The sequence below is a fragment of the Pseudomonas sp. SZ57 genome (genome assembly GCF_009495975.1).
In the GTDB taxonomy this organism is placed as follows: Bacteria; Pseudomonadota; Gammaproteobacteria; order Pseudomonadales; family Pseudomonadaceae; genus Aquipseudomonas; species Aquipseudomonas syringae.
This window is the reverse complement of sequence record NZ_WIBD01000012.1, coordinates 68,914-92,132: the sequence shown is the minus strand read 5'-3', so window position 1 is coordinate 92,132 and position 23,219 is coordinate 68,914. Positions and strand designations below refer to the sequence as shown.

Annotated in this window: 24 protein-coding genes; 13 read left to right on the top strand and 11 right to left on the bottom strand. The window is 61.9% G+C overall.

Going from position 1 to position 23,219, the window contains the following annotated elements; genetic code table 11:
- Positions 1-102 precede the first annotated feature (102 nt).
- Both GE543_RS13890 and GE543_RS13885 read right to left on the bottom strand, forming a co-directional pair.
- Entirely contained in the window at positions 103-999 is an 897-nt protein-coding gene (locus tag GE543_RS13890) for a PA4780 family RIO1-like protein kinase (protein WP_003414611.1), read from the bottom strand.
- A 244-nt stretch (positions 1,000-1,243) separates the two neighbouring features.
- The gene (locus tag GE543_RS13885; RefSeq protein WP_046237115.1) at positions 1,244-2,047 is read right to left on the bottom strand and encodes a helix-turn-helix transcriptional regulator; all 804 of its coding nucleotides are present in this window, start codon (positions 2,045-2,047) and stop codon (positions 1,244-1,246) included.
- A gap of 85 nt (positions 2,048-2,132) precedes the next feature.
- Between GE543_RS13885 and GE543_RS13880 the strand changes: the two genes are divergently transcribed.
- A complete protein-coding gene (locus GE543_RS13880; protein WP_153221660.1) occupies positions 2,133-3,161 on the top strand; it encodes a bile acid:sodium symporter family protein in 1,029 nt (342 codons plus the stop codon).
- A gap of 7 nt (positions 3,162-3,168) precedes the next feature.
- Here the strand turns inward: GE543_RS13880 and GE543_RS13875 are convergent, their stop codons facing one another.
- The 3 genes from GE543_RS13875 to GE543_RS13860 form a co-directional block, all read right to left on the bottom strand.
- A complete protein-coding gene (locus tag GE543_RS13875) occupies positions 3,169-4,566 on the bottom strand; it encodes a DUF726 domain-containing protein (protein WP_371927167.1) in 1,398 nt (465 codons plus the stop codon).
- 32 nt (positions 4,567-4,598) lie between these two features.
- Positions 4,599-4,877, bottom strand: coding sequence for a hypothetical protein (locus GE543_RS13870; protein ID WP_153221659.1), 279 nt, complete (start codon positions 4,875-4,877; stop codon positions 4,599-4,601).
- Positions 4,878-5,061: 184 nt separating this feature from the next.
- Positions 5,062-6,339: an acetyl-CoA C-acetyltransferase gene (locus GE543_RS13860; protein ID WP_003393440.1), complete on the bottom strand. Its 1,278-nt coding sequence runs from the start codon at positions 6,337-6,339 to the stop codon at positions 5,062-5,064.
- A gap of 108 nt (positions 6,340-6,447) precedes the next feature.
- Between GE543_RS13860 and GE543_RS13855 the strand changes: the two genes are divergently transcribed.
- From GE543_RS13855 to GE543_RS13830, 6 genes are all read left to right on the top strand, one after another.
- Positions 6,448-7,803, top strand: coding sequence for a 3-oxoacyl-ACP reductase (locus GE543_RS13855; protein ID WP_153221658.1), 1,356 nt, complete (start codon positions 6,448-6,450; stop codon positions 7,801-7,803).
- Between the two features lie 30 nt (positions 7,804-7,833).
- Positions 7,834-8,691: a MaoC/PaaZ C-terminal domain-containing protein gene (locus GE543_RS13850; protein WP_032702584.1), complete on the top strand. Its 858-nt coding sequence runs from the start codon at positions 7,834-7,836 to the stop codon at positions 8,689-8,691.
- 122 nt (positions 8,692-8,813) lie between these two features.
- Entirely contained in the window at positions 8,814-9,119 is a 306-nt protein-coding gene (locus tag GE543_RS13845) for a MazG-like family protein (RefSeq protein ID WP_003318663.1), read from the top strand.
- Positions 9,116-9,865, top strand: coding sequence for a methyltransferase domain-containing protein (locus GE543_RS13840; RefSeq protein WP_003318664.1), 750 nt, complete (start codon positions 9,116-9,118; stop codon positions 9,863-9,865). Before GE543_RS13845 ends, GE543_RS13840 begins: the two co-directional genes overlap by 4 nt.
- Before the next feature lie 19 nt (positions 9,866-9,884).
- Positions 9,885-10,523 (top strand): DUF4136 domain-containing protein, encoded by a 639-nt coding sequence (locus GE543_RS13835; RefSeq protein WP_153221657.1) that lies wholly within the window; start codon positions 9,885-9,887, stop codon positions 10,521-10,523.
- 18 nt (positions 10,524-10,541) lie between these two features.
- Positions 10,542-11,108, top strand: coding sequence for a DUF4136 domain-containing protein (locus GE543_RS13830; RefSeq protein ID WP_003414593.1), 567 nt, complete (start codon positions 10,542-10,544; stop codon positions 11,106-11,108).
- A 41-nt stretch (positions 11,109-11,149) separates the two neighbouring features.
- Here GE543_RS13830 and GE543_RS13825 read toward each other — a convergent pair whose 3' ends face one another.
- From GE543_RS13825 to GE543_RS13815, 3 genes are read right to left on the bottom strand one after another with little or no spacing between them, the layout of a single operon-like run.
- Entirely contained in the window at positions 11,150-11,740 is a 591-nt protein-coding gene (locus GE543_RS13825) for an LON peptidase substrate-binding domain-containing protein (protein ID WP_003414590.1), read from the bottom strand.
- A gap of 14 nt (positions 11,741-11,754) precedes the next feature.
- Complete coding sequence (locus tag GE543_RS13820) at positions 11,755-12,471, bottom strand: LrgB family protein (RefSeq protein ID WP_100072762.1); 717 nt, start codon at positions 12,469-12,471, stop codon at positions 11,755-11,757.
- On the bottom strand, positions 12,468-12,830 hold the full coding sequence (locus GE543_RS13815; RefSeq protein ID WP_003318668.1) for a CidA/LrgA family protein: 363 nt from the start codon (positions 12,828-12,830) through the stop codon (positions 12,468-12,470). Before GE543_RS13815 ends, GE543_RS13820 begins: the two co-directional genes overlap by 4 nt.
- Positions 12,831-13,020: 190 nt before the next feature.
- Here GE543_RS13815 and GE543_RS13810 point away from each other — a divergent pair, with 190 nt between their 5' ends.
- From GE543_RS13810 to GE543_RS13800, 3 genes are all read left to right on the top strand, one after another.
- A complete protein-coding gene (locus GE543_RS13810; protein ID WP_046237106.1) occupies positions 13,021-13,476 on the top strand; it encodes a MaoC family dehydratase in 456 nt (151 codons plus the stop codon).
- Between the two features lie 140 nt (positions 13,477-13,616).
- The gene (locus GE543_RS13805) at positions 13,617-15,344 is read left to right on the top strand and encodes a C13 family peptidase (protein ID WP_100072764.1); all 1,728 of its coding nucleotides are present in this window, start codon (positions 13,617-13,619) and stop codon (positions 15,342-15,344) included.
- A 25-nt stretch (positions 15,345-15,369) separates the two neighbouring features.
- Positions 15,370-16,011, top strand: a complete 642-nt coding sequence (locus GE543_RS13800) for an NAD(P)H-binding protein (RefSeq protein WP_100072765.1) — start codon at positions 15,370-15,372, stop codon at positions 16,009-16,011.
- Positions 16,012-16,262: 251 nt separating this feature from the next.
- On the opposite strand, the gene GE543_RS13795 is transcribed toward GE543_RS13800, so the two are convergent.
- Genes GE543_RS13795 through mpl form a run of 3 tightly spaced genes read right to left on the bottom strand, consistent with a single transcriptional unit; the run spans position 16,263 to position 18,515 of the window.
- Positions 16,263-16,547, bottom strand: a complete 285-nt coding sequence (locus GE543_RS13795) for a YceK/YidQ family lipoprotein (protein ID WP_032697789.1) — start codon at positions 16,545-16,547, stop codon at positions 16,263-16,265.
- A complete protein-coding gene (ubiX, locus tag GE543_RS13790; RefSeq protein WP_004409544.1) occupies positions 16,540-17,169 on the bottom strand; it encodes a flavin prenyltransferase UbiX in 630 nt (209 codons plus the stop codon). The genes GE543_RS13795 and ubiX overlap by 8 nt, the downstream gene beginning before the upstream one ends.
- Positions 17,166-18,515 carry a UDP-N-acetylmuramate:L-alanyl-gamma-D-glutamyl-meso-diaminopimelate ligase gene (mpl, locus tag GE543_RS13785; RefSeq protein ID WP_004409543.1) on the bottom strand — a complete coding sequence of 450 codons (1,350 nt, stop codon included), beginning with the start codon at positions 18,513-18,515 and terminating at the stop codon, positions 17,166-17,168. Before mpl ends, ubiX begins: the two co-directional genes overlap by 4 nt.
- 225 nt (positions 18,516-18,740) lie before the next feature.
- Here mpl and GE543_RS13780 point away from each other — a divergent pair, with 225 nt between their 5' ends.
- The 3 genes from GE543_RS13780 (at position 18,741) to eutC (ending at position 23,137) form a co-directional block, all read left to right on the top strand.
- A complete protein-coding gene (locus tag GE543_RS13780) occupies positions 18,741-20,261 on the top strand; it encodes an aldehyde dehydrogenase family protein (RefSeq protein WP_004409542.1) in 1,521 nt (506 codons plus the stop codon).
- 621 nt (positions 20,262-20,882) lie between these two features.
- Positions 20,883-22,277, top strand: coding sequence for an ethanolamine ammonia-lyase subunit EutB (locus tag GE543_RS13765; protein WP_153221656.1), 1,395 nt, complete (start codon positions 20,883-20,885; stop codon positions 22,275-22,277).
- Complete coding sequence (gene eutC / locus GE543_RS13760; protein WP_153221655.1) at positions 22,274-23,137, top strand: ethanolamine ammonia-lyase subunit EutC; 864 nt, start codon at positions 22,274-22,276, stop codon at positions 23,135-23,137. The genes GE543_RS13765 and eutC overlap by 4 nt, the downstream gene beginning before the upstream one ends.
- Positions 23,138-23,219 lie beyond the last annotated feature (82 nt).

Sequence of the window (23,219 nt, the reverse complement as noted above, 5' to 3'; positions counted from 1 at the left end):
GCGAGCGAGCTCGCTCCCACAGTGGTCTTGCTTACTGCATCACTCGGCGGAGCGCCTGCCACACGCACTCACTGTGGGAGCGAGCTTGCTCGCGAAAGGGCCTTACTGCATCCACGGCGGTGGGGGTTCTTCGGTGGATTTGCTCGGCGGCGCGTCGTCTGCCGCGCGAGCTGCCTGGCGGCGGGCTTCGTCGAGGCGGGCGGCTTCGATTTCGCGCAGTACGCCGCCTACATCGGCTTCGTCCTCCGGCTCATCGAATTCACCGGTCAGCACCGTGGTAGGCGACAAGGTGCCTGCTTCGTAATACGACCACATTTCCTTGGCGTACTTGGTTTTTCTGAGCTCCGGCGCGAAGCGGCCGAAGTACAGCGCCATGTTGCCGACGTCGCGCTCCAGCATGCTGAACGCGTGGTTGTTGCCCGCGGCATCGACCGCTTGCGGCAAGTCGATGATGACCGGACCGGAAGGCGCCAGCAGCACGTTGAACTCGGACAGGTCACCGTGCACCAGACCGGCACACAGCATCAGCACGATCTGCTCGATCAGGAACGCGTGATACTCGCGCGCCTGATCCGGCTCCAGCACGACGTCGTTCAGACGCGGCGCTGCATCGCCATACTCGTCAGCCACCAGTTCCATGAGCAGCACGCCTTCCAGGAAGTCGTACGGCTTGGGTACACGGACACCTGCGCCAGCCAGACGAAACAGCGCAGCCACTTCGGCATTCTGCCAGGCGTCTTCGGTTTCCTTGCGCCCGAACTTCGAGCCCTTGGCCATGGCGCGGGCCTGACGACTGTTGCGTACCTTGCGACCTTCCTGATACTCGGCCGCCTGACGGAAACTGCGTTTGTTAGCCTCCTTGTAAACCTTGGCACACCGCAGCTCATTGCCGCAACGCACCACATAAACAGCTGCCTCTTTACCACTCATGAGCGGGCGCAGCACCTCGTCGACCAGACCGTCTTCGATCAGGGGTTCAATGCGTTTAGGAGTTTTCATCAGCTTTTATTGTGGGTCCTTTGTTGCCAGATACGCGATTGTTGCCGTTATACGGCAATCCTCCGCCAGCGAGTAGGGGTAACCCCCTGTGGATTGAAAGGTTTTTTAAGAAAAAACCACGCAATCCCCCGGTTTAAAGCACCTTTCGTGCCGTACAGCCGGTGAAAGATATTCCGGGACAAAACATGTAAAAACAGAAAAAACAGCGCTGGATGCACTCGTTAGTGCACAAGGCATCCAGGCCTTACTTGAACAAGTCACCGGGGGTATGGCCGAACAAACCCTTGAACGCGGCGATGAACGCCGACGTCGAGTCATAACCGCAGGCCAGCGCGGTATGCGTCACACTAGCGCCCTCTTCCAGTGCAGACAGCGAAGACAGCAGCCGTGCCCGCTGCCGCCAGCCGCGAAAGCTCAATCCGGTTTCGCGCTGAAACATTCGCATCAGGGTTTTCTCGGAGGTCCCGAGACGGGCAGCCCAGTCATGCAGAGTGATCAACCTACCCGGCTCCTCGATCAACTCGTTGCACAGCCCCAGCAAACGCGGATGACGCGGCAACGGCAGTGAAAAGCCGACTTCGGGCAGTTGCGCCAGCTGATCCAGCAGGACCTGCACCAGCCGCGCCTCATGACTGTCCTGCTCGGGATAATCCACGGGCAATAGGCAGAAGCTCTTGATCAGCTCGCGGGCCAGTGGCGTGACTTCAAGCACCCGGCAGCGCGGCGGTGCCCACCGCGAATCTGCCGTGCGAATGTACAGGCTGCGCATTTCGGCACGCATGGAGGTCACGACCTCATGCTCAAGCCCGGCAGGCACCCAGACGCCCCACTGCGGCGGCGCAAAGAAACTGCCCTCGGCGGTATGCACACCCAGAACCCCGCTGATCGCATAGGAAAACTGCACCCAGTCGTGGCAATGGGGCGGCGTCCACGAACCGGCGCTGAGGCTTTCGGCACGGGCATACAGCGGGCGCGGCAGGCCGGACAATTCCGGTATCCGCCGTTCGCCCGTGGGCTGCTGCTGATTGATCTGTCCGTTACTCGGCATCTTATGGCCTTATGTCGCAAGACGGCTATGGAGCAACAGAGTAGCCTGCACGCATCTCTGTTTACAAAAGTTCTACGGGCCCCGCATGCAATCACTCAAACACTTCAAACGCGTCGCCACCGACTGGTTCCTCTGGGGCATGGTTCTGGCGACGGTGCTCGCCTACTTCTTTCCGCGTTTCGGCGCTACCGGCGGCAACATGCACGCTGAATACGTCATCAAGGTCGGCGTGTTCGTGGTGTTCTTTCTGCATGGCGTGAACCTGTCCAGCGAGCAGATCAAGAAAGGCCTGACCAACTGGCGCCTGCACGTGATGATCCAGGTTTTCACGTTCGTGGTGTTCCCGCTGATCTGGCTGGCGTGCAACAAGCTGCTGGGCTCACAGGTGCCGGCGCTGCTGATGCTGGGCTTCCTTTACCTGTGTGCCCTGCCCTCGACCATTTCCTCCTCGGTGGCGCTGACCGGCAGCGCAGGCGGCAATGTCCCGGCAGCGATTCTCAACGCCAGCATGTCCAGTGTCATCGGGATTTTCATCACTCCGTGGCTGGTCAGCCTGGTGGTCGGCACCGGCGCTGGCGGGATCGATCTGGGCGATACGCTGCTCGACCTGTGCGCCATGCTCCTGCTGCCACTGGTGCTTGGCCAGCTAATGCGGCCGTTGCTGGGCAAGTTCTTCGCCCGTCACAAGAAATACACCAACCTGATCGACAAGCTGGTGATTCTGCTGCTGGTGTATGCGGCGTTCTGCAACTCGATGATCTCCGGCATGTGGCAAAGCCAGGGCAACAGCGTGATCCTGACGGCGTTCGTCGGCACCGCGCTGCTGCTGGCGGTGATCCTGTTGATGACGACCCGCACGGCGCTGGTGCTCAAGTTCGATCATGCCGACAAGGTCGCGGCGGTGTTCTGCGCCACCAAGAAGTCCCTCGCTGCGGGTGCGCCGATGGCTGCACTGATTTTCGGCAGCAATCCTGGGCTTGGCCTGATTCTGTTGCCGATCATGATCTACCATCCGATGCAGCTGATCGTGTGCTCGATCATCGCCGAGAGCTACGCCAGTCGCCATCGCCAGCAGCTTTCGGCCGCCGCGCTGGAAGAAGCTCAAGCCGCGTGAATACGGCTTACATCAGCGCGTCATCATCCAGCGTGACGCGCGCATAGAAGACGATCGCCACGGTGGGGATCAGTGCGGAATAACCCGGCCGCAGCGCGGTGCCGAAGTGCGTCAGCAAGCGTTGCACCGGGGCCTGGCGAATTGCACCCAGCAAGCCCTTGACCGCGCCGGGCGCCTCGTCGGGCTGCGCGGTCTTGAAAAATGCCGCCACGGTCAGGCGCTCGGCCAGTGCATCGACATGCGCGGCATAGATGTCCCAGCTCATCGCGCGGACACTGGCGCGCGGCATCTGCACCAGCGGGTGCGCGCTGTTGAACGCATGGCGAAAGAACGTTCTGAGCAGCAGTTCTTCCACTTCGACCACCGTCGCGCACTGGTGCAGCGCATCGCCCAGACCGTATTGCCGCGCCAGCATGCCCAGCACTCGCGTGTAGGGCACGCCACGACGCCGGGCGGCATTGATCAGAAAATGCCCGGCGACCAGCTGGAATTCGCGCACGAAGGCGTAAGTGCGGTCCGCTTCAGTGGCCTTGAGGCGCGTCCAGCGGCTGCTGCGCAAATGCTTGATGGCCGCCTCCAGCACGTAGTCCGGCGAACGGGCCAGAACGCTGTGCAGCCAGACGTCCTGCAGGACCGGGTCGCGGGTCATTGTCGGTAGCACCGTAACGCCGGTTTCCAGCCCTTCACAGCCACTGAAACGGGTGGCGATCAATACTTCCTGCAAGCGCTGCCAGTAATGGTGATGGCGATAACCCTGCATGCGCACGTTCTCAAAGTGCTCGACCGGCGTGCGCCCCAGGCTCTTCTCGCCCAGATTCAGCAACAGCACATGATCTTCCGTGGAATACGCATTGATCAGCCGTCCGCTGATTCTCTGCTTGAGCAGCTCGGCCTCGGCGGCATCAATGCGCACGGCAGCGGCCATCAGCAGTACATCGCCCACCACCAGCCCGTGTTCAGGTGGCTGCTGCAGCTCCTTGAGCGCGCTGACCAGCAGCCGGCCGCCCAGTGAGTGGCCGATCAGGTTGACTTGCTTGACGTCGGGATGATGCTCGAACAGGTAGCGATCCAGTTGCGCCAACAGCACCTTGCCCATGTCGCGGGCACGGTTGCGGATACGCGCAAAGTGAACGACACGGTCTCCCGCCAGCGCCGCCGCACCCGCGAGCGGGTGCACACGGGCAGCCGCCATCAGCAGGCCACGGGAACGGTTGTCCATCTGGGTGAAATGGCTGGATGGCCAGAACGCCAGAATGTTCACACTCTGGCGCAAGGCGCCGGGGATGCTGTTGGCCAACAGGCGTCGGTCATCCAGATCATGCCCTGACGAATAGCCGTGAATGAAGACGTTGGCGACCTCGCCCGAGGTCTTGGGCAGGGTCAGAAACTTGAAGTGATTTTCCACGTTGTCCTGTCACACATGGGCGGATTGCACGCTCAATTTCTGGCGATGAAGCGCTTGGCGATCATTACGATCAGTCGCAGGCAGAACATGATACCGGTCACCGCGATGACCCATTTGGCCACCAGCAGGAAATAAACCTCTATTTCATTGGAGACCAGCCCCACCAGCAAACCCATCCCGCCGATCAGCAAACCGATCAGCATCAGCCCGATATAGGGCCTCAGCCAGCGAGTCCGCGCGCCTTTGTCGAACAGATAGAACACGGTGCCGATCAGAATCAGAAGTACCGATACGCCAATGATGAACCCCATGCCTTACCTCGACGTTACAGGCCAATAATGCTGATTGATCATCCCGCGTACGGGCGTGACGCAGAGCGTCACGACATGCATTCCCACGCTGGAGCGCGAGGAACGATAGTCGTCAGGCAGACCGCGATCGTGCCCATGCTCTGCGTAGTCAGTTGTGGATTATGCCCATGACCCCAGCATTTGCCTAACGCTCCAGAATTGCCGTCACGCCCTGGCCGCCTGCGGCACAGATGGAAATCAATCCACGTCCGCTGCCTGCCGCGTCCAGCAGCTTGGCCAGGTTGGCGACGATGCGGCCTCCGGTCGCCGCAAACGGGTGACCGGCAGCCAGTGAGCTGCCCTTGACGTTCAGTTTGCTACGATCAATCGACCCCAGCGGCGCGTCCAGGCCCAGACGGGTCTTGCAGTAGTCGGCGTCTTCCCAGGCCTTGAGGGTGCACAGCACCTGCGCGGCGAAGGCTTCGTGGATTTCATAGTAATCGAAGTCCTGAAGGGTCAGGCCATTGCGGGCCAGCAGACGCGGAACGGCGTAGACCGGCGCCATCAGCAGCCCTTCTGCACCGTTGACGAAATCCACCGCTGCGGCCTCGCCGTCGCGCCAATAGGCCAGCACCGGCAGGCCCCGCTCGCGAGCCCATTCCTCGCTGGCCAGCAACACCACCGACGCGCCATCGGTCAGCGGTGTCGAATTGCCCGCCGACAAGGTGCCCTTGGCGCTGCGCTCGAACGCGGGCTTGAGGCTGGCCAGCTTTTCAAGCGTCAGGTCCGGACGCAGGTTGTTGTCACGGATCAGCCCCAGATACGGCGTCATCAGATCATCCTGCCAGCCCTCGGCGTAGGCTGCCGCCATTTTCAGATGGCTCTCGAGCGCCAGTTGATCCTGCGGCCCGCGCTCTATGCCCCAGGTCTGCGCCATCAGCTCGCAATGCTGGCCCATCGACAAGCGCGTGCGTGGCTCGCCGTTACGCGGCAGCTCCGGTTTGAGGTGGTGCGGACGCAACTGCATCAGGGCCTTGAGCTTGTCACCGGGCGTCTTGCTGCGGTTTACCTGCAGCAGGATCTTGCGCAGCCCCTCGTTGACGCCGATCGGCGCATCGGACGTGGTGTCCACGCCGCCGGCAATGCCGCACTCGATCTGCCCCAGAGCGATCTTGTTGGCCACCAGCAACGCCGCTTCCAGCCCCGTACCGCACGCTTGCTGAATGTCGTAGGCCGGGGTCTGTGCCGAGAGCCGCGAGCCGAGCACGCATTCGCGGGTCAGGTTGAAGTCTCTGGAGTGTTTGAGCACCGCGCCCGTCACCACCTCGCCCATGCGCAGCCCGTGCAGATTGAAGCGCTCGATCAGCCCTTCCAGAGCAGCCGTGAGCATGTCCTGATTGCTGGCCGTGGCATAAGGGCCATTGGAGCGTGCGAACGGAATGCGGTTACCGCCGACGATGGCGACCCGACGAGGATGCGTCATGGAAAACTCCCTTTCTTCAAGCGAATGAATGAGCCGTGTCGATCGCAAGAACAAACGTCATGCCACCGTGGTCCATTCCTTTGAACCCCGACTTCAGGAGAGTGTTCCATGCCGTCAGATCGCTATATTGATTTCGCCAACTCCGACATGGGTCGGCGCCTGGTGAAGGCCGTCGGTCTGCCCGCCCCCACTCACCTGGAGCGCTGGCAGGCCGGACGTTTGCGACCCGTCGAAGGGACCTTGCTGATCAGCGCAGGACCGCTGGGCGATCAGGTGCGCCAGTTCGCCAGCCGTCTGACCGACTCGCTGTACAGCTTCGGCAGCGACATGCCCGGCGCCACCACGTGGGTGTCCAACCAGGGCCCGCGCCTGAAAGCGGTGGTTTTCGACGCCAGCCAGATCCTGCGCACCGAGCAGCTCAGGCAGTTGCGGGACTTCTTTCAGCCGCTGCTGCGCAATCTCGATCACTGCGCGCATGTCGTGATCCTCGGTAAATCCCCAGAATCACTCGCTGATCCGCTGGCGGCCAGTACTCAACAGGCCATCGTCGGCTTCAGCCGCTCACTGGCCAAGGAAGTGCGCAATGGCGCCACGGTCAAGTTGCTGCAAGTGGATGACGACGCGCAGGATCAACTGGAGGGCGCACTGCGCTTCTTCCTCACCCCCAAGGCTGCGTTCATCTCCGGCCAGTTCGTCCACCTGAGTGCCTGCCCGAGCAAGGTGCAGGACTGGACCCGCCCGCTGGCCGGACGCAAGGCAGTAGTGACGGGCGCGGCACGCGGCATTGGTGCGTCAATCGCCGAAACCCTGACCCGTGATGGCGCGCAGGTCATCCTGCTGGATGTACCGCAGACCAAAAACGAGCTGGAAGCCCTGGCCTCGCGGCTTGGCGGTCAGGCTCTGGCACTGGATATCTGCGCGGCGGATGCCCCGGCACAGTTGCTCGAACACCTGCCCGATGGCGTCGACATACTGGTGCACAACGCCGGCATCACGCGTGACAAGACGCTGGTCAACATGCCGGAAGATTTCTGGGACTCGGTACTGGCGGTCAACCTCAATGCGCCGCAAGTGCTGACTCAAGTACTGCTCGATGCGGGAGCCCTGAAGGATAACGCGCGGATCGTGCTCATGGCCTCGATCAGCGGTATCGCCGGTAATCGCGGGCAAACCAACTACACCACCAGCAAGGCCGGTCTGATCGGTTTTGCACGGGCCATGGCCCCCGGGCTCAAGTCACGCGGCATCAGCATCAACGCCGTCGCGCCGGGCTTCATCGAAACCAAAATGACCGCGCACATGCCGTTCACCCTGCGTGAAGCCGGGCGGCGCATGAGTTCGCTGGGTCAGGGCGGCTCGCCACAGGACGTTGCCGAAGCAGTGGCGTGGTTCAGCCAGCCGGGCAGCGGCGCGGTGAGCGGTCAGGTCTTACGTGTATGTGGTCAAAACGTGATCGGGGCTTAAGCACCCGCATCGAATTCAAGGAGATGGATGATGACGGCTCACTGGCGCTACCTCAATTCCCTGCAGCCCCTGTCCAACCTGTTCATCCAGGCTGCGCTCAGGCGCAAGGTCACCGGGATGCAGCTACCCGATCTGGGCTTGCGCAGCTGGATCGCGGTCGATACCGATAAGCTCGAGGCATACCGCAAGGTCTGCGGCTTCGAAGAAAGCAGCCTGCTGCCTCCGACCTATCCGCATGTGCTGGCGTTTCCGCTGCAAATGCAATTGATGACCTCCGAAGACTTTCCGTTTCCTCTGCTGGGGCTGATTCACCTCGCCAATCGCACCCGTACGCATCGTCCACTGGGCGGGGTGAGCCAGTTGTACATCAGTGTTCAGGCTACTGATCTGCGCCCGCACGCCAAGGGTGCAACGTTCACCCTGGTCACTCAGGCCGAAGACGGCATGGGGCTGTTGTGGGAGGAAGAAAGCACCCTGCTGTGCACCGCCGTGCACCTGGAAGACAGCCCGGTGAGCTATCCCGAAGCCGCGCCGCTGCCGCTCAGCGAGCTGCAAGGCTGGCGGGCGACGGCGCAGATAGGCCGCGAGTACGCCAAGGTGTCGGGCGACTACAACCCGATTCACCTCAGCGCCCCCAGCGCCAGGCTGTTCGGTTTCCCTCGCGCCATTGCCCACGGCATGTGGCTCAAGGCCCGTGCGCTCGCGGCGCTGGGCGAGCATTTGCCGGCCTCGAATGTCGAGATCAGCGTGCAGTTCCAGAAGCCTGTACGCCTGCCTGCCGACGTGACGCTGTCGGCCAGTGCCGCTGGCTCGCAGGGCCAGTTCCGTGTCGAAGGCCAGGAGGGCATCGTGCATATGGTCGGTAGCTGGCAGCCTGTCAGCGAGTGACGCACAGCCGGGATGAACACCTCTGACGGGAGCCCTGCTCCCATCGACGGCTGAACAAACCTCAACGCCCACTTGCCTGGCGACCCGTTCCCCCTGAAGCTATGCGTCTTCAGGAGAGCACGATGAACCTCGACGAGTTGACCCAACGCCTGCACCGCATCCGCGACCAGAACGACTGGAAGCAATTCCATAGCCCGAAAAACCTGGCCATGGCTGCCAGTGTGGAGATGGCCGAGCTGGTGGAAATATTCCAGTGGCTGCGCGAAGACCAGTCCCGCGAGCTGCCTGCCGACCAGTTGGAGCACGCCGGCCAGGAAGTCGGCGACATCGTCCTCTACCTGTTGCTGCTGTGCAGCGAACTGGGGCTGGACATGGACACGGTGGTGCGTAACAAGCTGGCTGACAGCGAGCGGAGATTTGCCAAGTGAGTGATCGGCATTTCGACCAGCTGGCGACCCGCTTTGCGGAAAAGATCTATGGCGGTGCCAAGGGAGCCATTCGTCTGGCGGTGCTGCAGGCCGACCTGACCGAGACCCTGCCCGCACGACCGCTTCGTGTACTGGATATCGGCGCCGGGCTGGGCCACATGTCACTATGGCTGGCCGAACAGGGTCATCAGGTGACCTTGGCCGAACCCGCCGAGCCGATGCTCGAAGGCGCACGTCAGCGCTTCGCCGATGCCGGACAGACGGCAACCTTCATTCAGGCTCCGTGGCAGGCGCTGCCCGATTTACTGAGCGACACTTATGATCTGGTGCTGTGCCACGCGGTGCTGGAGTGGCTGGCCGAGCCGCACAGCATCCTCCCGGTGCTGCGCCAGTTGACCAAGGACGATGGCTGGTTGTCGCTGGCGTTTTACAACCGCGATGCCTTGATCTATCGCAACCTGCTGAAGGGCCACTTCCGCAAGATGCGCAAAAATGACATGGCCGGGGAAAAACAGAGCCTGACACCCCAGCAACCGCTCGACCCTCGGGAGCTGGCGACGCAACTTGAAGGCCTGTGGCAAGTCGAAACCCGTAGCGGGGTGCGGGTATTTCACGATTACATGCCGGTTGAATTCCAGGCTCGGGCCGAGCTGACGGATCTGCTGGAAATGGAACTGGCGCACCGGCGTCATCCAGCCTTTGCCGGGCTGGGTCGATACCTTCACTGGATGTGCCGTCCGGTCTGACATCACTGCGGAGCCCACCATGAAACACCGTTCTGCCTTGTTTGCCGTGCTGCTGGGGACCAGTCTGTTCGGGATCAGCGCCTGCCAGAGCGACAACCCGTATGTCGCCAGCTCTCTGCCCATGCCGCCCGCTCCTGCGCAGGCGGCAAAGACGCTGGACATGAGCGCCTATCCTGCGCCGCCGCGTGACTATGGGCGTTATCGATCCTGGGGCTGGCTCAACGGCCAGCTGCCGCCCGGAACGGCGTGGGTGGATTCGGCGCAGGTGGTCGAAGCCGTGAGCAACGGCCTGGACCAGCGTGGCTTGCGACCGGCTCGCGGCAATCAGCCGGCAGACCTGTACGTCACGACCACGACCCGGCAGGAAACCCGACTGCGTCAGGTGCGTGAAGATTACGATCCCTACTATGGGGGCGGCATGGGCTATGGCCGCTACGATGGCTACGGGCCCGGTTATGGCGGCTACGCCAGTGTGCCGGTGGTGCGCACCTATCAGGAAAAGGTCATGGTGGTGCAGATCAACCTGATCGACGCGCGCAGCGGCCAGCCAGTATGGAGCGCCAGCGCCGATGCGCGCGCCAGCAATAATCTGGCTGACCGCAGCAGTGCGTTGCGTCAGGCCGTGCAACAGGCTCTGGCGGCCTACCCGCCTTCGTAACCCTTTCGGAGAACTGCCATGTTTCGCCGTATCGTTCTGCTGACCTGTGCCGTGCTGCTGACGGCCTGTCAGAGCAACTCGATCAATCGCGACTTCGATGCCCAGCGGGATTTCGGCGGCTATCGCAGCTGGAGCTGGAAAGAGCCCGCCGTTCAGTATCAGCCCGACAATGATCCACGGCTCAAGAGCGACCTGACCGAGCAACGCCTTCGCCAGTCGATCGGCGAGCAGCTGGATCAGCGTGGATTGCGCATGGCCGCAACTGGCGCCCGGCCGGATTTGAAAGTGCAGGCCTGGCTGATTGTCGAAAACCGTCAGCAGACGGTCAGCACCAACTACGGCGGCGGCTGGAGCCCCTGGGGTGGTTATGGCTACTGGAACGGGCCGATGAACACCGAAACCCGCAGCGTCGACTACAAGGTCGGCACCGTGCAGATCGATATGTTCGACGGCAAGGACGGCAAACTGGTCTGGCGTGGCAGCACCGAGCGCATCCTCAACGACAACGCCGGCAGCCCGTCCGAACGCGATCAGGCCATGCGCACCACCGTGGCGAAAATTCTGGAGCAGTATCCACCACGCTAAGCCCGCCTGAAGTGTTGCGCAATGGACAGCTCGAGCGAGGTTCAGGCCTGCAGATCGCCCTGCATTTCATCGAGCAATTCCTGAATCGCGTCGAGGCGCTCTTCGGGATCGTCGATTTCCAGCAGCTCCACTTTGTCTTTTTCGGTGAACGGCAGCAGATAGGCAAGCTGGTTGGACAACGCGTATTGCCCACCGGCTGACACGCCCATGTTCAGGGAAGCCACCATCGGGTGCTCGGCCAGCGCTTCGAGCAGGGCCACGAGATCGGCGTCTTCCTCCTGCAGCGGGCGCTCCACGGGCTCATCCAGCCACTCGACGTCAGCCACCAGCAGTTGATCGCGCTGAACCTCAGCGGCGACAACCCGGAAGCGACGCCCGCCGACGACACGAATGCCCAGCAAGCCGTTCTCCTGCTGCTGAAAATCGGTAACCAGCGCTTCGCAGCCGATCATCGAGTAGCCGCCCGGCACTGAGCCGATTTCACTTCCCTCGGTGATACACACCACACCGAACCCTTCCCCCTGCTTCATGCAGCGGCCGATCATGTCCAGGTAACGGGCTTCAAACAGCTGCAGATCAAGCACGCACCCCGGAAACAGCACAGCGTTCAGCGGAAACAATGGCAGCGTCATAGAAAAGCCTCCTTTTAAATGGCCAGCGACATTGCCAGCGGCAGGAACAATGCCGTTGCAACGCCCATCAGACTCATTGCCAACGCAGCAAAAGCCCCCGATTCTTCCCCCTCCTGCAATGCCACGGATGTGCCTACCGCATGCGCGGTAAGCCCCAGCGCCATGCCTCGGGCAGCAGGATTATCCACCCCGATCAGTGACAACAGACCGGGGCCGAAAATTGCACCGAATACACCAGTAATCAACACAAAAACTGCCGCCAGTGCGGCAACCCCGCCGATCTGCTCGGCGACCAGCATGGCGATGGGCGATGTCACTGATTTGGGTGCCATGGTCATCAGAATCATGTGGTCGGCACCGAACAGCACCCCGAACCCCACGCACAAGCCGGTGGCAAACACCCCGCCGACTACCAGCGTAGTCAAGACCGGCCAGAACAACTGACGAATGCGCCGCATATTCAAGTAGAGCGGGACCGCCAGCGCGACGGTTGCAGGCCCCAGCAGCGTGCCCAGAATCTCGGTGCTTTTGCGGTACTCGGTGTATTCAAGGTCGCAGAACAGCACAATCCCGATCACCACCACCATCGAGACCAGCACGGGCTGCAGGAACAGCCAGCGGGTTCTTTCGTAGGCCGCCATCGCCAGTTGATAGGCGCCCAGGGTTATCGCGATGCCGAAAAGCGGGTGGTGAATCACCGACAACCATGCACCGTGCCAGTCAAGATTCATGGCAACTCCCGGCGCTGAGCTTGACGCCTGATCAGTGTCTGCATCAGCCAGCCGACAAAGACCATGGAAATCATCAGCGACAGGGTCAGCGTGCCGAAGATCGCCCAGAAGTCCTCGGCGATGGCCGACGCGTACACCATCACCCCGACCGCAGGCGGCACCAGCAGCAACGGCAGATAGCGCAGCAGACTGCTGGCCGCCATGCTGATCGGCTCGCTGACTTCACCGCGCCACATCAAATACGCCATAAGCAGCACAAGGCCGATGATCGGCCCCGGCAAAATCGACAGAAACAGATGGTTGAGCGCGGTCCCCAGCAATTGGAACAGCACCAGCCATGTCAAACCCCTTAACAGCATGAGGACTCCAGCAGATAAACGAACCCGGCGAACGATCGGCGTCATTATAAACACGCTGCGCCAGAGGTCATGAGTGGGTATTCGCACCGGCGCAGTTGCTTGACCGGCCAGCCAGCCTCTGCTGATCTGATATTCGCCCGCAGGCATGAGCTATGCGGGCGATACCGCCTCATCAGACAAGGAGAGCAGCATGCCTTCTGTACCCGTCACAGAACTCAAGCAGTACATCGGCAAGGACGCAGGCTATTCAGACTGGCTGACCATCGACCAGCAGCGTATCAATCTGTTCGCCGACGCCACAGGGGATTTCCAGTTCATCCATGTCGACCCGGTCAAGGCGGCGCAGACGCCGTTCGGCGCGACCATCGCACACGGCTTTCTGTCGTTGTCGCTGATCCCCCAGCTCATGGAAGGCATCATGGTACTGCCCGAAGGCTTGAAGATGGCGGTCAATTACGGGATGGACAGTGTGCGCTTCGTTCAACCGGTGACGGTCAACTCGCGAGTACGTCTCAAGGTCCAATTGACCGACGTGAGCGAGAAGAAACCCGGCCAGTGGTTGCTCAAGGCAACGGCCACGCTGGAGATAGAAGGTCAGGAAAAACCCGCTTTTGTGGCCGAACCTTTAACGTTGTGTTTCGTGTAAAGCGTTTAAAACATGAAACAGTCGTAACAGACTGTTTCATCCCGTTGACTCGCTGCGGCATACTCCCCTGCGGTCGTGACCCATAACATCTGCTCAAGCGGAGCCGGGCTCGCCCCTGAATCATTCTTCCGGGATCTCACATGCGCGCGCTCGCTCCATTGGCTTTGACACTCTTGATCGCAGGCTGCGGTGATGGCGAATCAATTTTGCCACCCGACGGTCGCCTGCCCGACGGCGGACGCTACCGGGGCGATCTGGTCAACGGCGTCCTGCAGGGCCAGGGGCGCATCGATTACCCCAACGGCAGTTGGTACGCAGGTCAGTTCGAAAACGGCCTGCGGCAAGGCCAGGGCGAATGGCACTCCAGTACCGGCGACGTCTACAAGGGCGGCTTCGAGCAAGGTCTGTTCAATGGCCAGGGCCGACTGACCACCCGCGCTGGCGCGAGCTATGTCGGCAGCTTCAAACTTGGCATGCGTGACGGCGAAGGCACCCAGAAAGATAAGGGTGTGCTTTACCGTGGCCAGTTCAAGGCCGGCGTGTACGACGGCCCCGGTCGCCTGGAACTGGAAGACGGCAGCCAGCATCAGGGCATGTTCGCCAATGGCAAGGCCAATGGTGAGGGTTCGCGCAGTGACGCCAGTGGCAACCAATACAGCGGCAACTTCATCGACGGTCAGTTGCAGGGCACCGGCAGCTTTACCAGCACCGACGGCGATCAGTACGTCGGCAATTTCCGCAACAGCCAGCTGGACGGCAAGGGTCGCTACGAAAACAGCGACGGCGACGTCTGGAGCGGCGAGTTCAAAGAAGGCGCGCTGACAGGCAAAGGCGAGTTGATCGGCTCTGACGGCAGCCGCTATCAGGGTGATTTCGACAACTGGCGCTTCATGGGTCAAGGCCAGTTGCTCCTGGCCGATGGCAGCCGCTACATCGGCCAGTTCGCCGATGACACCTACCACGGCGACGGCGTGCTGATTTCCGCCGACGGCAAAGAGCAGCGCGGCATCTGGGCCAACGGCGAGCGAATCCGTGATGCCAAAGGCAAATTGCTGCCGGACCCACTTGAAGCCGGGCTGCTGGTCCAGGGTTCGCTGCTGGACAAGGCACTGGCGGCAGTGCCCGCGTCGACACCGGCCACCGAGCTGTACACGCTGGTCGTGGGTGGCGACGGCAAGCAGAGCGTGTTCATGCGCGAGGCGGACTACGTGAGCAATCTGCTCAAGTCGCGTTTTGGTGCCGTCGGACAAGTCAGCCTGGTCAATCATCGCGATCACATGGATGACCGGCCGATGGCGACGCGTGAGACCATCACCCGCGCGGTGCAGACACTCGCCCAGCGCACCGGCCCGGAAGACCTGGTGTTCATTTACCTGACCAGCCACGGCACTCAGGATCATGAACTGGTGCTCGACCAGCCGCGCCTGTCGCTGGCAGACCTGCCCGCCGACGCCCTGGCCGCAGCCCTCGCGCCACTGAAGAACCGTGACAAGGTCGTGGTGATTTCAGCCTGTTATTCCGGCGGGTTCATTCCCGACCTGAAAGATGAACGCACGCTGATCATGACCGCCTCGCGCGCCGACCGCGTCTCGTTCGGCTGCTCGGAAGAAGCGGACTTCACTTATTTTGGCGATGCACTATTTGCCAGGGCATTGGTCGAAACCGATGACCTGCAACACGCTTTCAACGAAGCGAAGGCCTATGTTGCGCAACGTGAGACCGAAGACAACTTCGAAGCCTCCGAACCGCAGATATGGGCACCCAAAGGAGTCCTGGCGCGCTGGCAGCAGTTGCGCAAGAGCCAGGCCGAACGCGCGTTGAGCACGGCGTTGAACCGCACGGAAGCGAAGACTTCGAGTAGCCGCTAGGCTTAGCCGTATCAAGGAGAACGATATGTACCTGACGCCGCAACACATCCTGCTCGCAGGAGCCACGGGCCTTACAGGCGAGCATTTGCTGGACAGGCTGCTCAGCGAGCCGACCGTCAGCCGCGTATTGGCGCCGACCCGCAAGCCGCTGGCCGAGCACTCGCATCTGGAGAACCCGGTCGGCGAACTGGCGACGCTGCTGCCAACGCTGTCTGGCCGGGTGGACATCGCATTCTGCTGCCTGGGTACCACGATCAAACAAGCGGGCTCGCAGGACGCCTTCAAGGCGGTTGATCTGGACATGGTCACAGCGTTCGCCAGCCGGGCCCGCGAACTCGGTGCTCGCCACTTGCTGGTGATCAGCGCAGTCGGCGCAGACCCGGCGTCCAGCACCTTCTACAACCGTGTCAAAGGCGAAATGGAACTGGCGCTTCGTGCGCAAGGCTGGCCGCAACTGACCATCGCCCGCCCTTCCCTGCTGGTGGGCAGCCGTCCTGAAACCCGCTGGGTCGAGCAACTGGCGGCGCCCATCGCCAAACTGATCCCCGGCAAATACGGCGCCATCGAAGCCTGCCACCTGGCCCGCGCCCTGTGGCGACTGGCGCTGGAAGAGCAGAACGGCGAACGAATCGTCGAATCGGATGAGCTGCGCAAGCTGGGCAAGTAGGTGATGATCGCCGGAGCACAGCCAAGATCATCGCCGCCATGCTCCGCGCTCAGCGTAATACACAGTCTTCGTGGGAGCGAGCTTGCTCGCGAAGAGGCCGGTGCAGCCCCCGGAAATATAGCGTTTGGACCAAAGTCTTCGTGAGCAAGCTCACTCCCACCAAGATTTCTGTCCAGCCCGATACAGCATGTAGCTGTGACGCGGAGCGTCACGAAATGCATTCCCACGCGGTGGGAATGATCTGCGTCACACTAAAGCCCGCCCGTAGCCTGAACCCCTAGCCCCGCTGCCGTCAGCAATGACAGTGGCAGCAGCAGGGTGTCGAGCAGCGCACTGCCCGGCAGGTCCAGGCCCGGGTAGCTGGGAGCTTCTGCGCCGAATCGGTCGGCGGCACAGCAACCACCTTGCAGCGCGTACATATTCAAGCGCGTACCGGCATACACCACCGGCGCGCCCGGTTTGGCCGCATTGAGCGTGCGTGCCGTCGCGCAGCCGGTCAGCGCCAGCGCAAGCGCTACCATCAGCAGCTTATTCATCGCCGCCAATATGGTGCTCGCCCCAGCGCGGCAACATGTCCTGAGGAATATTCAGCAGGTTGAGGATCCGCGCGACGATAAAGTCCACCAGGTCGTCGATGGTCTGCGGCTGGTGATAAAAGCCGGGAGACGCCGGCAAAATCACTGCGCCCATGTTCGACAGCTTGAGCATGTGTTCCAGATGAATGCTGGAGTACGGCGCCTCGCGCGGCACCAGAATCAATTGGCGGCGCTCCTTCAGCGTCACGTCAGCGGCGCGCTCGATCAAATTGTTGCAGGCCCCGGTGGCGATCGCCGACAGCGAACCGGTGGAACACGGCACCACCACCATCGCGCTGGGCGCACCGGAGCCGGAGGCCACTGGCGACATCCAGTCATCGCGACCATAGACGCGAATCTGACCGGCAGACGCACCGGTGTACTCCGTCAGAAACGCCTGCATCATCATCGCCTTGGGCGGCAGGCGCACGTCGGTCTCGGTGGCCATCACCAATTGCGCGGCCTTGGAGATCAGGAAATGTACTTCCCGGTCCTCACGCACCAGACAATCCAGTAGGCGCAGGCCATATTGCGCGCCAGAAGCGCCAGTCATCGCGACGGTGACGCGCTCCGGGCCGTTCATTGCAACGCCTCCGCCAGCTTGCCATGCAGGCCGCCGAAGCCGCCGTTGCTCATGATCACGATGTGCGTACCGGGCTGCGCCTGGCTTTTGACCTGGGCGATGATTGCCTCAAGGGAATCACAGACCAATGCAGGCACAGTGCCTCCCGCGACTGTTGCCGCCAGGTCCCAGCCCAGATTGGGCGGGGCATACCAGACCACCTGATCCGCCTGAATCACGCTTTCCCGCAGACCGTCGCGATGCGCGCCAAGCTTCATCGAGTTGGAGCGCGGCTCGATGACTGCAATGATCGATGCATCACCGACCTTTTTGCGCAGGCCGTCCAGCGTGGTGGCGATGGCCGTAGGGTGGTGAGCGAAGTCATCATAAATAGTGATACCGCGCACGTCGGCGACCTTTTCCATACGCCGCTTGACGCTCTTGAACGCGCTGAGCGCCTGCACGCCCAGCAACGGCACGACGCCCACATGGCGAGCGGCCGCCAGCGTTGCCAAGGCGTTGGCCACGTTGTGCTGACCGGTCATGTCCCAGTCAACGGAGCCTTGAAGCTCGCCTTCGAACAGCACTTCAAAGCGCGAGCCGTCTTCGCTCAACAGTCGTGCCTGCCACTGACCGTTCTGGCCCGTGGTCTGTACCGGCGTCCAGCAGCCCATCTCGATGACCCGCGACAGCGCCGGCTCGGTAGTCGGATGGATCACCAGGCCTTCGCTGGGGATGGTACGCACCAGATGGTGAAACTGACGTTCGATGGCCGGCAGGTCGGGGAAGATGTCGGCATGATCGAACTCAAGATTGTTGAGGATCGCTGTCCGCGGACGGTAGTGGACGAACTTGGAGCGTTTGTCGAAGAACGCGCTGTCGTACTCATCGGCCTCGACCACAAAGAACGGGGTCTCGCCCAGACGCGCCGACACGGCGAAGTTCTGCGGGATGCCTCCGATCAGGAAGCCGGGGCTCATGCCCGCGTGTTCCAGCACCCAGGCCAGCATGCTGCTGGTGGTGGTCTTGCCGTGTGTGCCGGCCACGGCCAGTACCCAGCGGCCTTGCAGCACATGGTCCGCCAGCCACTGCGGGCCAGACACATACGGCAAACCTGTGTTGAGCACATATTCAACCGCCGGGTTGCCACGCGACAGCGCGTTGCCGACTACCACCAGGTCCGGCGCGGGGATCAGTTGCACGGGATCATAGCCTTGGGTCAGCTCGATGCCCTGCGCCTGGAGCTGGGTGCTCATCGGTGGATAGACATTGGCGTCGGAGCCAGTGACCCGGTGCCCCAACTCTTTGGCGAGCACCGCCAGAGACCCCATGAACGTGCCGCAGATACCAAGGATATGAATATGCATGACCAACCTCTCAGAACATCTGCGCAGGTTAACGTAGGGGCGGTGAAATGGCACCCTGAGTTTGTCCGTCGTCTTGCGTGCGCAAGCCATTTCAATGCCCGGCAGATAAGCCTAAAGTCCTAGCCACGGCCGAATGCAAATGGCCTATTCTTGAACGCTCATTGCCAGATACCCGAAAGCAGAATCGACTCAGACTCCCTCACAACAAGAACCAGGAGACATACCATGCGTTACGCTCATCCCGGTACCGAAGGCGCCATCGTCAACTTCAAGGAACGCTACGGTAACTACATCGGCGGCGAGTTCGTCGCGCCGGTCAAAGGTCAGTATTTCACCAACACCTCGCCGGTCACTGGCAAGGCCATCGCAGAATTTCCGCGCTCCACCGCCGAAGACATCGACAAGGCACTCGACGCTGCGCACGCCGCCGCTGCAGCCTGGGGCTCGACCTCGGTGCAGGCCCGCTCGCTGGCCCTGCTGAAGATTGCCGATCGCATCGAAGCCAATCTGGAAGTCCTGGCCATCACCGAAACCTGGGACAACGGCAAGGCAATCCGCGAAACCCTCAACGCCGATATCCCTCTGGCCGCCGACCATTTCCGCTACTTCGCTGGCGTGCTGCGTGCGCAGGAAGGCAGCGCCGCCGAAATCGACGGCAATACCGTGGCCTATCACATTCATGAGCCGCTGGGCGTGGTCGGGCAGATCATCCCGTGGAACTTCCCGATCCTGATGGCGGCCTGGAAACTCGCCCCTGCGCTGGCTGCTGGTAATTGCATCGTGCTCAAACCTGCCGAGCAGACGCCGCTGGGCATCAGCGTGCTGATCGAACTGATCGGCGACCTGCTGCCTCCCGGCGTTCTGAACATCGTGCAGGGTTATGGCCGCGAAGCGGGTGAAGCGCTGGCCAGCAGCAAACGCATCGCCAAGATTGCCTTCACCGGCTCGACACCGGTCGGCTCGCACATCATGAAACTGGCGGCGGACAACATCATCCCGTCCACCGTGGAACTGGGCGGCAAGTCGCCGAACATCTTCTTCGAAGACATCATGAGCGCCGAGCCGGAGTTCATCGACAAGGCCGCTGAAGGCCTGGTGCTGGCGTTCTTCAATCAGGGGGAAGTCTGCACCTGCCCGTCCCGCGCGCTGGTGCAGGAGTCGATCTATCCGCAGTTCATGGAAGCGGTGCTGCGCAAGGTCGAGAAGATCAAGCGCGGCGACCCGCTGGACACCGACACCATGGTCGGCGCCCAGGCATCCGAGCAACAATTCGACAAGATTCTTTCGTACCTGGACATCGCCAAGGGCGAAGGCGCCGAACTGTTGACCGGCGGCAAAGTGGAAAAGCTGGAGGGCAACCTGTCCACCGGCTACTACATCCAGCCGACGCTGCTCAAAGGCAACAACAAAATGCGCGTGTTCCAGGAAGAGATCTTCGGCCCTGTGGTCAGCGTCACGACCTTCAAGGACGAAGCCGAAGCCGTGGCCATCGCCAACGATACCGAGTTTGGTCTGGGCGCAGGTCTGTGGACCCGCGACATCAACCGCGCCTACCGCGTGGGCCGGGCGATCAAGGCCGGACGCGTGTGGACCAACTGCTACCACCTGTACCCGGCACACGCCGCGTTCGGTGGCTACAAGAAATCCGGCGTCGGCCGCGAAACCCACAAAATCGCGCTTGAGCATTATCAGCAGACCAAAAACCTGCTGGTGAGCTACGACACCAACCCGCTGGGTTTCTTCTAGCACCCGCACCGCAACGATCGTCCCCGCGCACTGCGTGGGGATGCCTTTCTGGACGCTCTGCGTCCGATCCTGAAGGCGCGGTGTCAGCGTGAGCTTGTGACGCAGAGCGTCACGAACTGCATGCCAACGCGGAGCATTGGCACGATAGTCGTCTCAAGATGTTCATCGTTCCCATCCACCGCGTGGGAATGCCTTTCTGGACGCTCTGCGTCCGATCCTGAAGGCGCGGTGTCAGCGCGAGCTTGTGACGCAGAGCGTCACGAACTGCATGCCAACGCGGAGCATTGGCACGATAGTCGTCTCAAGATGTTCATCGTTCCCATGCTCCGCGTGGGAATGCCTTTCTGGACGCTCTGCGTCCGATCCTGAGGGCGCGGTGTCAGCGCGATAGTCATCTCAAAAACATCGCGCACCAACCCTGTGCATCGCGCCCTGGCCCACCGCCCTGGCGTGATGCATCTTTGCTCTGAATCCTCCGCTCATAGTTGCAAACTCGCACTCCCGGTCAGGATGGAGTATTAATTGCTTGCATCGCGTCCCACAGTCGTTTGAACCGGGACGTACCCGGTTCAGCGAAAGACTACGTCCGACGCAAGCAGCGCGACGTCATGGAGAATCTGTATGGCGAGCTTTTCCCATTCTGTCGGTGCGCAGACGTACCGCTTCGACAGCCTCAAAGAAGTCATGGCCAAGGCCAGTCCTGCGCGCTCCGGTGATTATCTGGCCGAAGTCGCGGCGCAGAATGACGGCGAGCGAGTCGCTGCGCAGATGGCGCTGGCGGACATTCCGCTCAAGCACTTTCTTGAAGAGGCCCTGATCCCTTACGAACAGGACGAAGTCACCCGGCTGATCATCGACACCCACGACAAACTGGCGTTTGCCCCGGTCAGTCATCTGACAGTCGGCGGCTTTCGCGACTGGCTGCTCAGCGACAAGGCCGACGAAACCAGTCTGCGCGTGCTGGCACCCGGCCTGACCCCGGAAATGGCCGCTGCCGTTTCAAAGATCATGCGCGTGCAGGATCTGGTGCTGGTGGCGCAGAAAATCCGTGTAGTGACGCGCTTCCGTAACACCATGGGCCTGCGCGGCCGGCTGTCGACACGCCTGCAACCCAATCACCCCACAGACGACCCGTCCGGCATTGCCGCCAGCGTGCTCGACGGTCTGCTGTATGGCAATGGCGATGCCATGATCGGCATCAACCCGGCCACCGACAGCACTTCGTCCATCGTTGCCCTGCTGGAAATGCTCGACGCCATTGTCCAGCGCTATGAAATCCCGACCCAGTCCTGCGTGCTGACCCACGTCACCACCTCCATTGAGGTGATCAACCGTGGCGTGCCGGTCGATCTGGTGTTTCAGTCAATCACCGGCACTGAGGCCGCCAACGCCAGCTTCGGCATCAGCCTCAAGCTGTTGCAGGAAGGCTATGAGGCGGGTCTGAGCCTGAACCGCGGCACCCTCGGGCAAAACCTGATGTATTTCGAGACCGGGCAAGGCAGCGCGCTGTCGGCCAACGCGCATCATGGCGTCGACCAGCAGACCTGCGAGACCCGCGCCTACGCCGTCGCCCGGCATTTCAATCCGTTTCTGGTCAACACCGTGGTCGGCTTCATCGGCCCCGAGTATCTGTACAACGGCAAACAGATCATCCGTGCCGGTCTGGAGGATCACTTCTGCGGCAAGCTGCTGGGCGTGCCGATGGGCTGTGACATCTGCTACACCAACCACGCAGAGGCCGATCAGGACGACATGGACACCCTGCTGACCCTGCTGGGCGTCGCGGGGATCAACTTCATCATGGGCATCCCCGGCTCCGACGACATCATGCTCAACTACCAGACCACCTCGTTCCACGACGCGCTGTACGCCAGGCAAAGCCTAGGCCTGCGTCCTGCGCCGGAATACGAAGCCTGGCTGGAGAAAATGGGCATCTTCACCCAGGCCGACGGCCGTGTGCGCTTCGGCGACAGCCTGCCGCCAGCCTTCCGTCAGGCGCTGGCGCATCTAGCATGAGTGACGAGCCGATGAACGAACTACAAGACAGCGCTGCCCCCGCCAATCCCTGGCTGGAACTGCGCCGCCTGACCCCTGCGCGCATTGCGCTGGGGCGTACCGGTACCAGCCTGCCGACCTCTGCGCAGCTGGACTTTCAAGCCGCCCATGCGCAGGCACGCGACGCAGTGCATCTGGCCTTCGACCATGCCACGATCAGCGCGCAACTGACGGAAAAAGGCCGTGAAACCCTGTTGCTGCACAGCGCCGCGGCCGACCGGGACAGTTACCTGCAGCGCCCGGACCTGGGCCGTCGCCTGAATGATGAATCAGCGCAGACGTTGCGCGACTACGCTGCGGCTCATCCGGGCGGCCTCGATCTGGCGGTAGTGGTCGCCGACGGTCTGTCCGCCCTGGCGGTGCATCGGCATGCGGTGCCTTTCCTCATTCGCCTGGAAGAACAGGCCAGCGCCGAGGGCTGGTCGCTTTCGCCAGTGCTCATGGTCGAACAGGGCCGCGTGGCCGTGGCCGATGAGGTCGGCGAACTGCTCGGTGCGAAGATGGTGGTCATTCTGATCGGCGAGCGCCCCGGTCTCAGCTCCCCGGACAGTCTGGGCCTGTACTTCACCTACGCGCCGAAGGTCGGGCTGAACGATGCGCACCGCAACTGTATTTCCAATGTTCGCTTGGAAGGCTTGAGCTACGGCATGGCCGCTCATCGGCTGCTGTACCTGATGCGCGAGGCCTGCAGGCGGCAGATTTCCGGGGTCAACCTGAAAGACGAGGCGGAACTGCAGACTCTGGAATCAGACGGCACTGACGATCATTCAGACAAACCCATCGGCAACTTCCTGCTCGACGGCCCTGCCGCGCCACACTAGGCTCTGTACGAAAAGTCGGCGAGCGAAGGTCAGGCAAGGCAAAAACAGGCGAGGAACGGCCGGGGTCGCGTTCGACTCTACG

Excerpts from the sequence above, each read along its gene's own strand:
- GE543_RS13890 (WP_003414611.1), bottom strand. The coding sequence starts at position 999 with ATGAAAACTCCTAAACGCATTGAACCCCTGATCGAAGACGGTCTGGTC.
- GE543_RS13885 (WP_046237115.1), bottom strand. The coding sequence starts at position 2,047 with ATGCCGAGTAACGGACAGATCAATCAGCAGCAGCCCACGGGCGAACGG.
- GE543_RS13880 (WP_153221660.1), top strand. The coding sequence starts at position 2,133 with ATGCAATCACTCAAACACTTCAAACGCGTCGCCACCGACTGGTTCCTC.
- GE543_RS13870 (WP_153221659.1), bottom strand. The coding sequence starts at position 4,877 with ATGGGGTTCATCATTGGCGTATCGGTACTTCTGATTCTGATCGGCACC.
- GE543_RS13860 (WP_003393440.1), bottom strand. The coding sequence starts at position 6,339 with ATGACGCATCCTCGTCGGGTCGCCATCGTCGGCGGTAACCGCATTCCG.
- GE543_RS13855 (WP_153221658.1), top strand. The coding sequence starts at position 6,448 with ATGCCGTCAGATCGCTATATTGATTTCGCCAACTCCGACATGGGTCGG.
- GE543_RS13850 (WP_032702584.1), top strand. The coding sequence starts at position 7,834 with ATGACGGCTCACTGGCGCTACCTCAATTCCCTGCAGCCCCTGTCCAAC.
- GE543_RS13845 (WP_003318663.1), top strand. The coding sequence starts at position 8,814 with ATGAACCTCGACGAGTTGACCCAACGCCTGCACCGCATCCGCGACCAG.
- GE543_RS13835 (WP_153221657.1), top strand. The coding sequence starts at position 9,885 with ATGAAACACCGTTCTGCCTTGTTTGCCGTGCTGCTGGGGACCAGTCTG.
- GE543_RS13830 (WP_003414593.1), top strand. The coding sequence starts at position 10,542 with ATGTTTCGCCGTATCGTTCTGCTGACCTGTGCCGTGCTGCTGACGGCC.
- GE543_RS13825 (WP_003414590.1), bottom strand. The coding sequence starts at position 11,740 with ATGACGCTGCCATTGTTTCCGCTGAACGCTGTGCTGTTTCCGGGGTGC.
- GE543_RS13820 (WP_100072762.1), bottom strand. The coding sequence starts at position 12,471 with ATGAATCTTGACTGGCACGGTGCATGGTTGTCGGTGATTCACCACCCG.
- GE543_RS13815 (WP_003318668.1), bottom strand. The coding sequence starts at position 12,830 with ATGCTGTTAAGGGGTTTGACATGGCTGGTGCTGTTCCAATTGCTGGGG.
- GE543_RS13810 (WP_046237106.1), top strand. The coding sequence starts at position 13,021 with ATGCCTTCTGTACCCGTCACAGAACTCAAGCAGTACATCGGCAAGGAC.
- GE543_RS13805 (WP_100072764.1), top strand. The coding sequence starts at position 13,617 with ATGCGCGCGCTCGCTCCATTGGCTTTGACACTCTTGATCGCAGGCTGC.
- GE543_RS13800 (WP_100072765.1), top strand. The coding sequence starts at position 15,370 with ATGTACCTGACGCCGCAACACATCCTGCTCGCAGGAGCCACGGGCCTT.
- GE543_RS13795 (WP_032697789.1), bottom strand. The coding sequence starts at position 16,547 with ATGAATAAGCTGCTGATGGTAGCGCTTGCGCTGGCGCTGACCGGCTGC.
- ubiX (WP_004409544.1), bottom strand. The coding sequence starts at position 17,169 with ATGAACGGCCCGGAGCGCGTCACCGTCGCGATGACTGGCGCTTCTGGC.
- mpl (WP_004409543.1), bottom strand. The coding sequence starts at position 18,515 with ATGCATATTCATATCCTTGGTATCTGCGGCACGTTCATGGGGTCTCTG.
- GE543_RS13780 (WP_004409542.1), top strand. The coding sequence starts at position 18,741 with ATGCGTTACGCTCATCCCGGTACCGAAGGCGCCATCGTCAACTTCAAG.
- GE543_RS13765 (WP_153221656.1), top strand. The coding sequence starts at position 20,883 with ATGGCGAGCTTTTCCCATTCTGTCGGTGCGCAGACGTACCGCTTCGAC.
- eutC (WP_153221655.1), top strand. The coding sequence starts at position 22,274 with ATGAGTGACGAGCCGATGAACGAACTACAAGACAGCGCTGCCCCCGCC.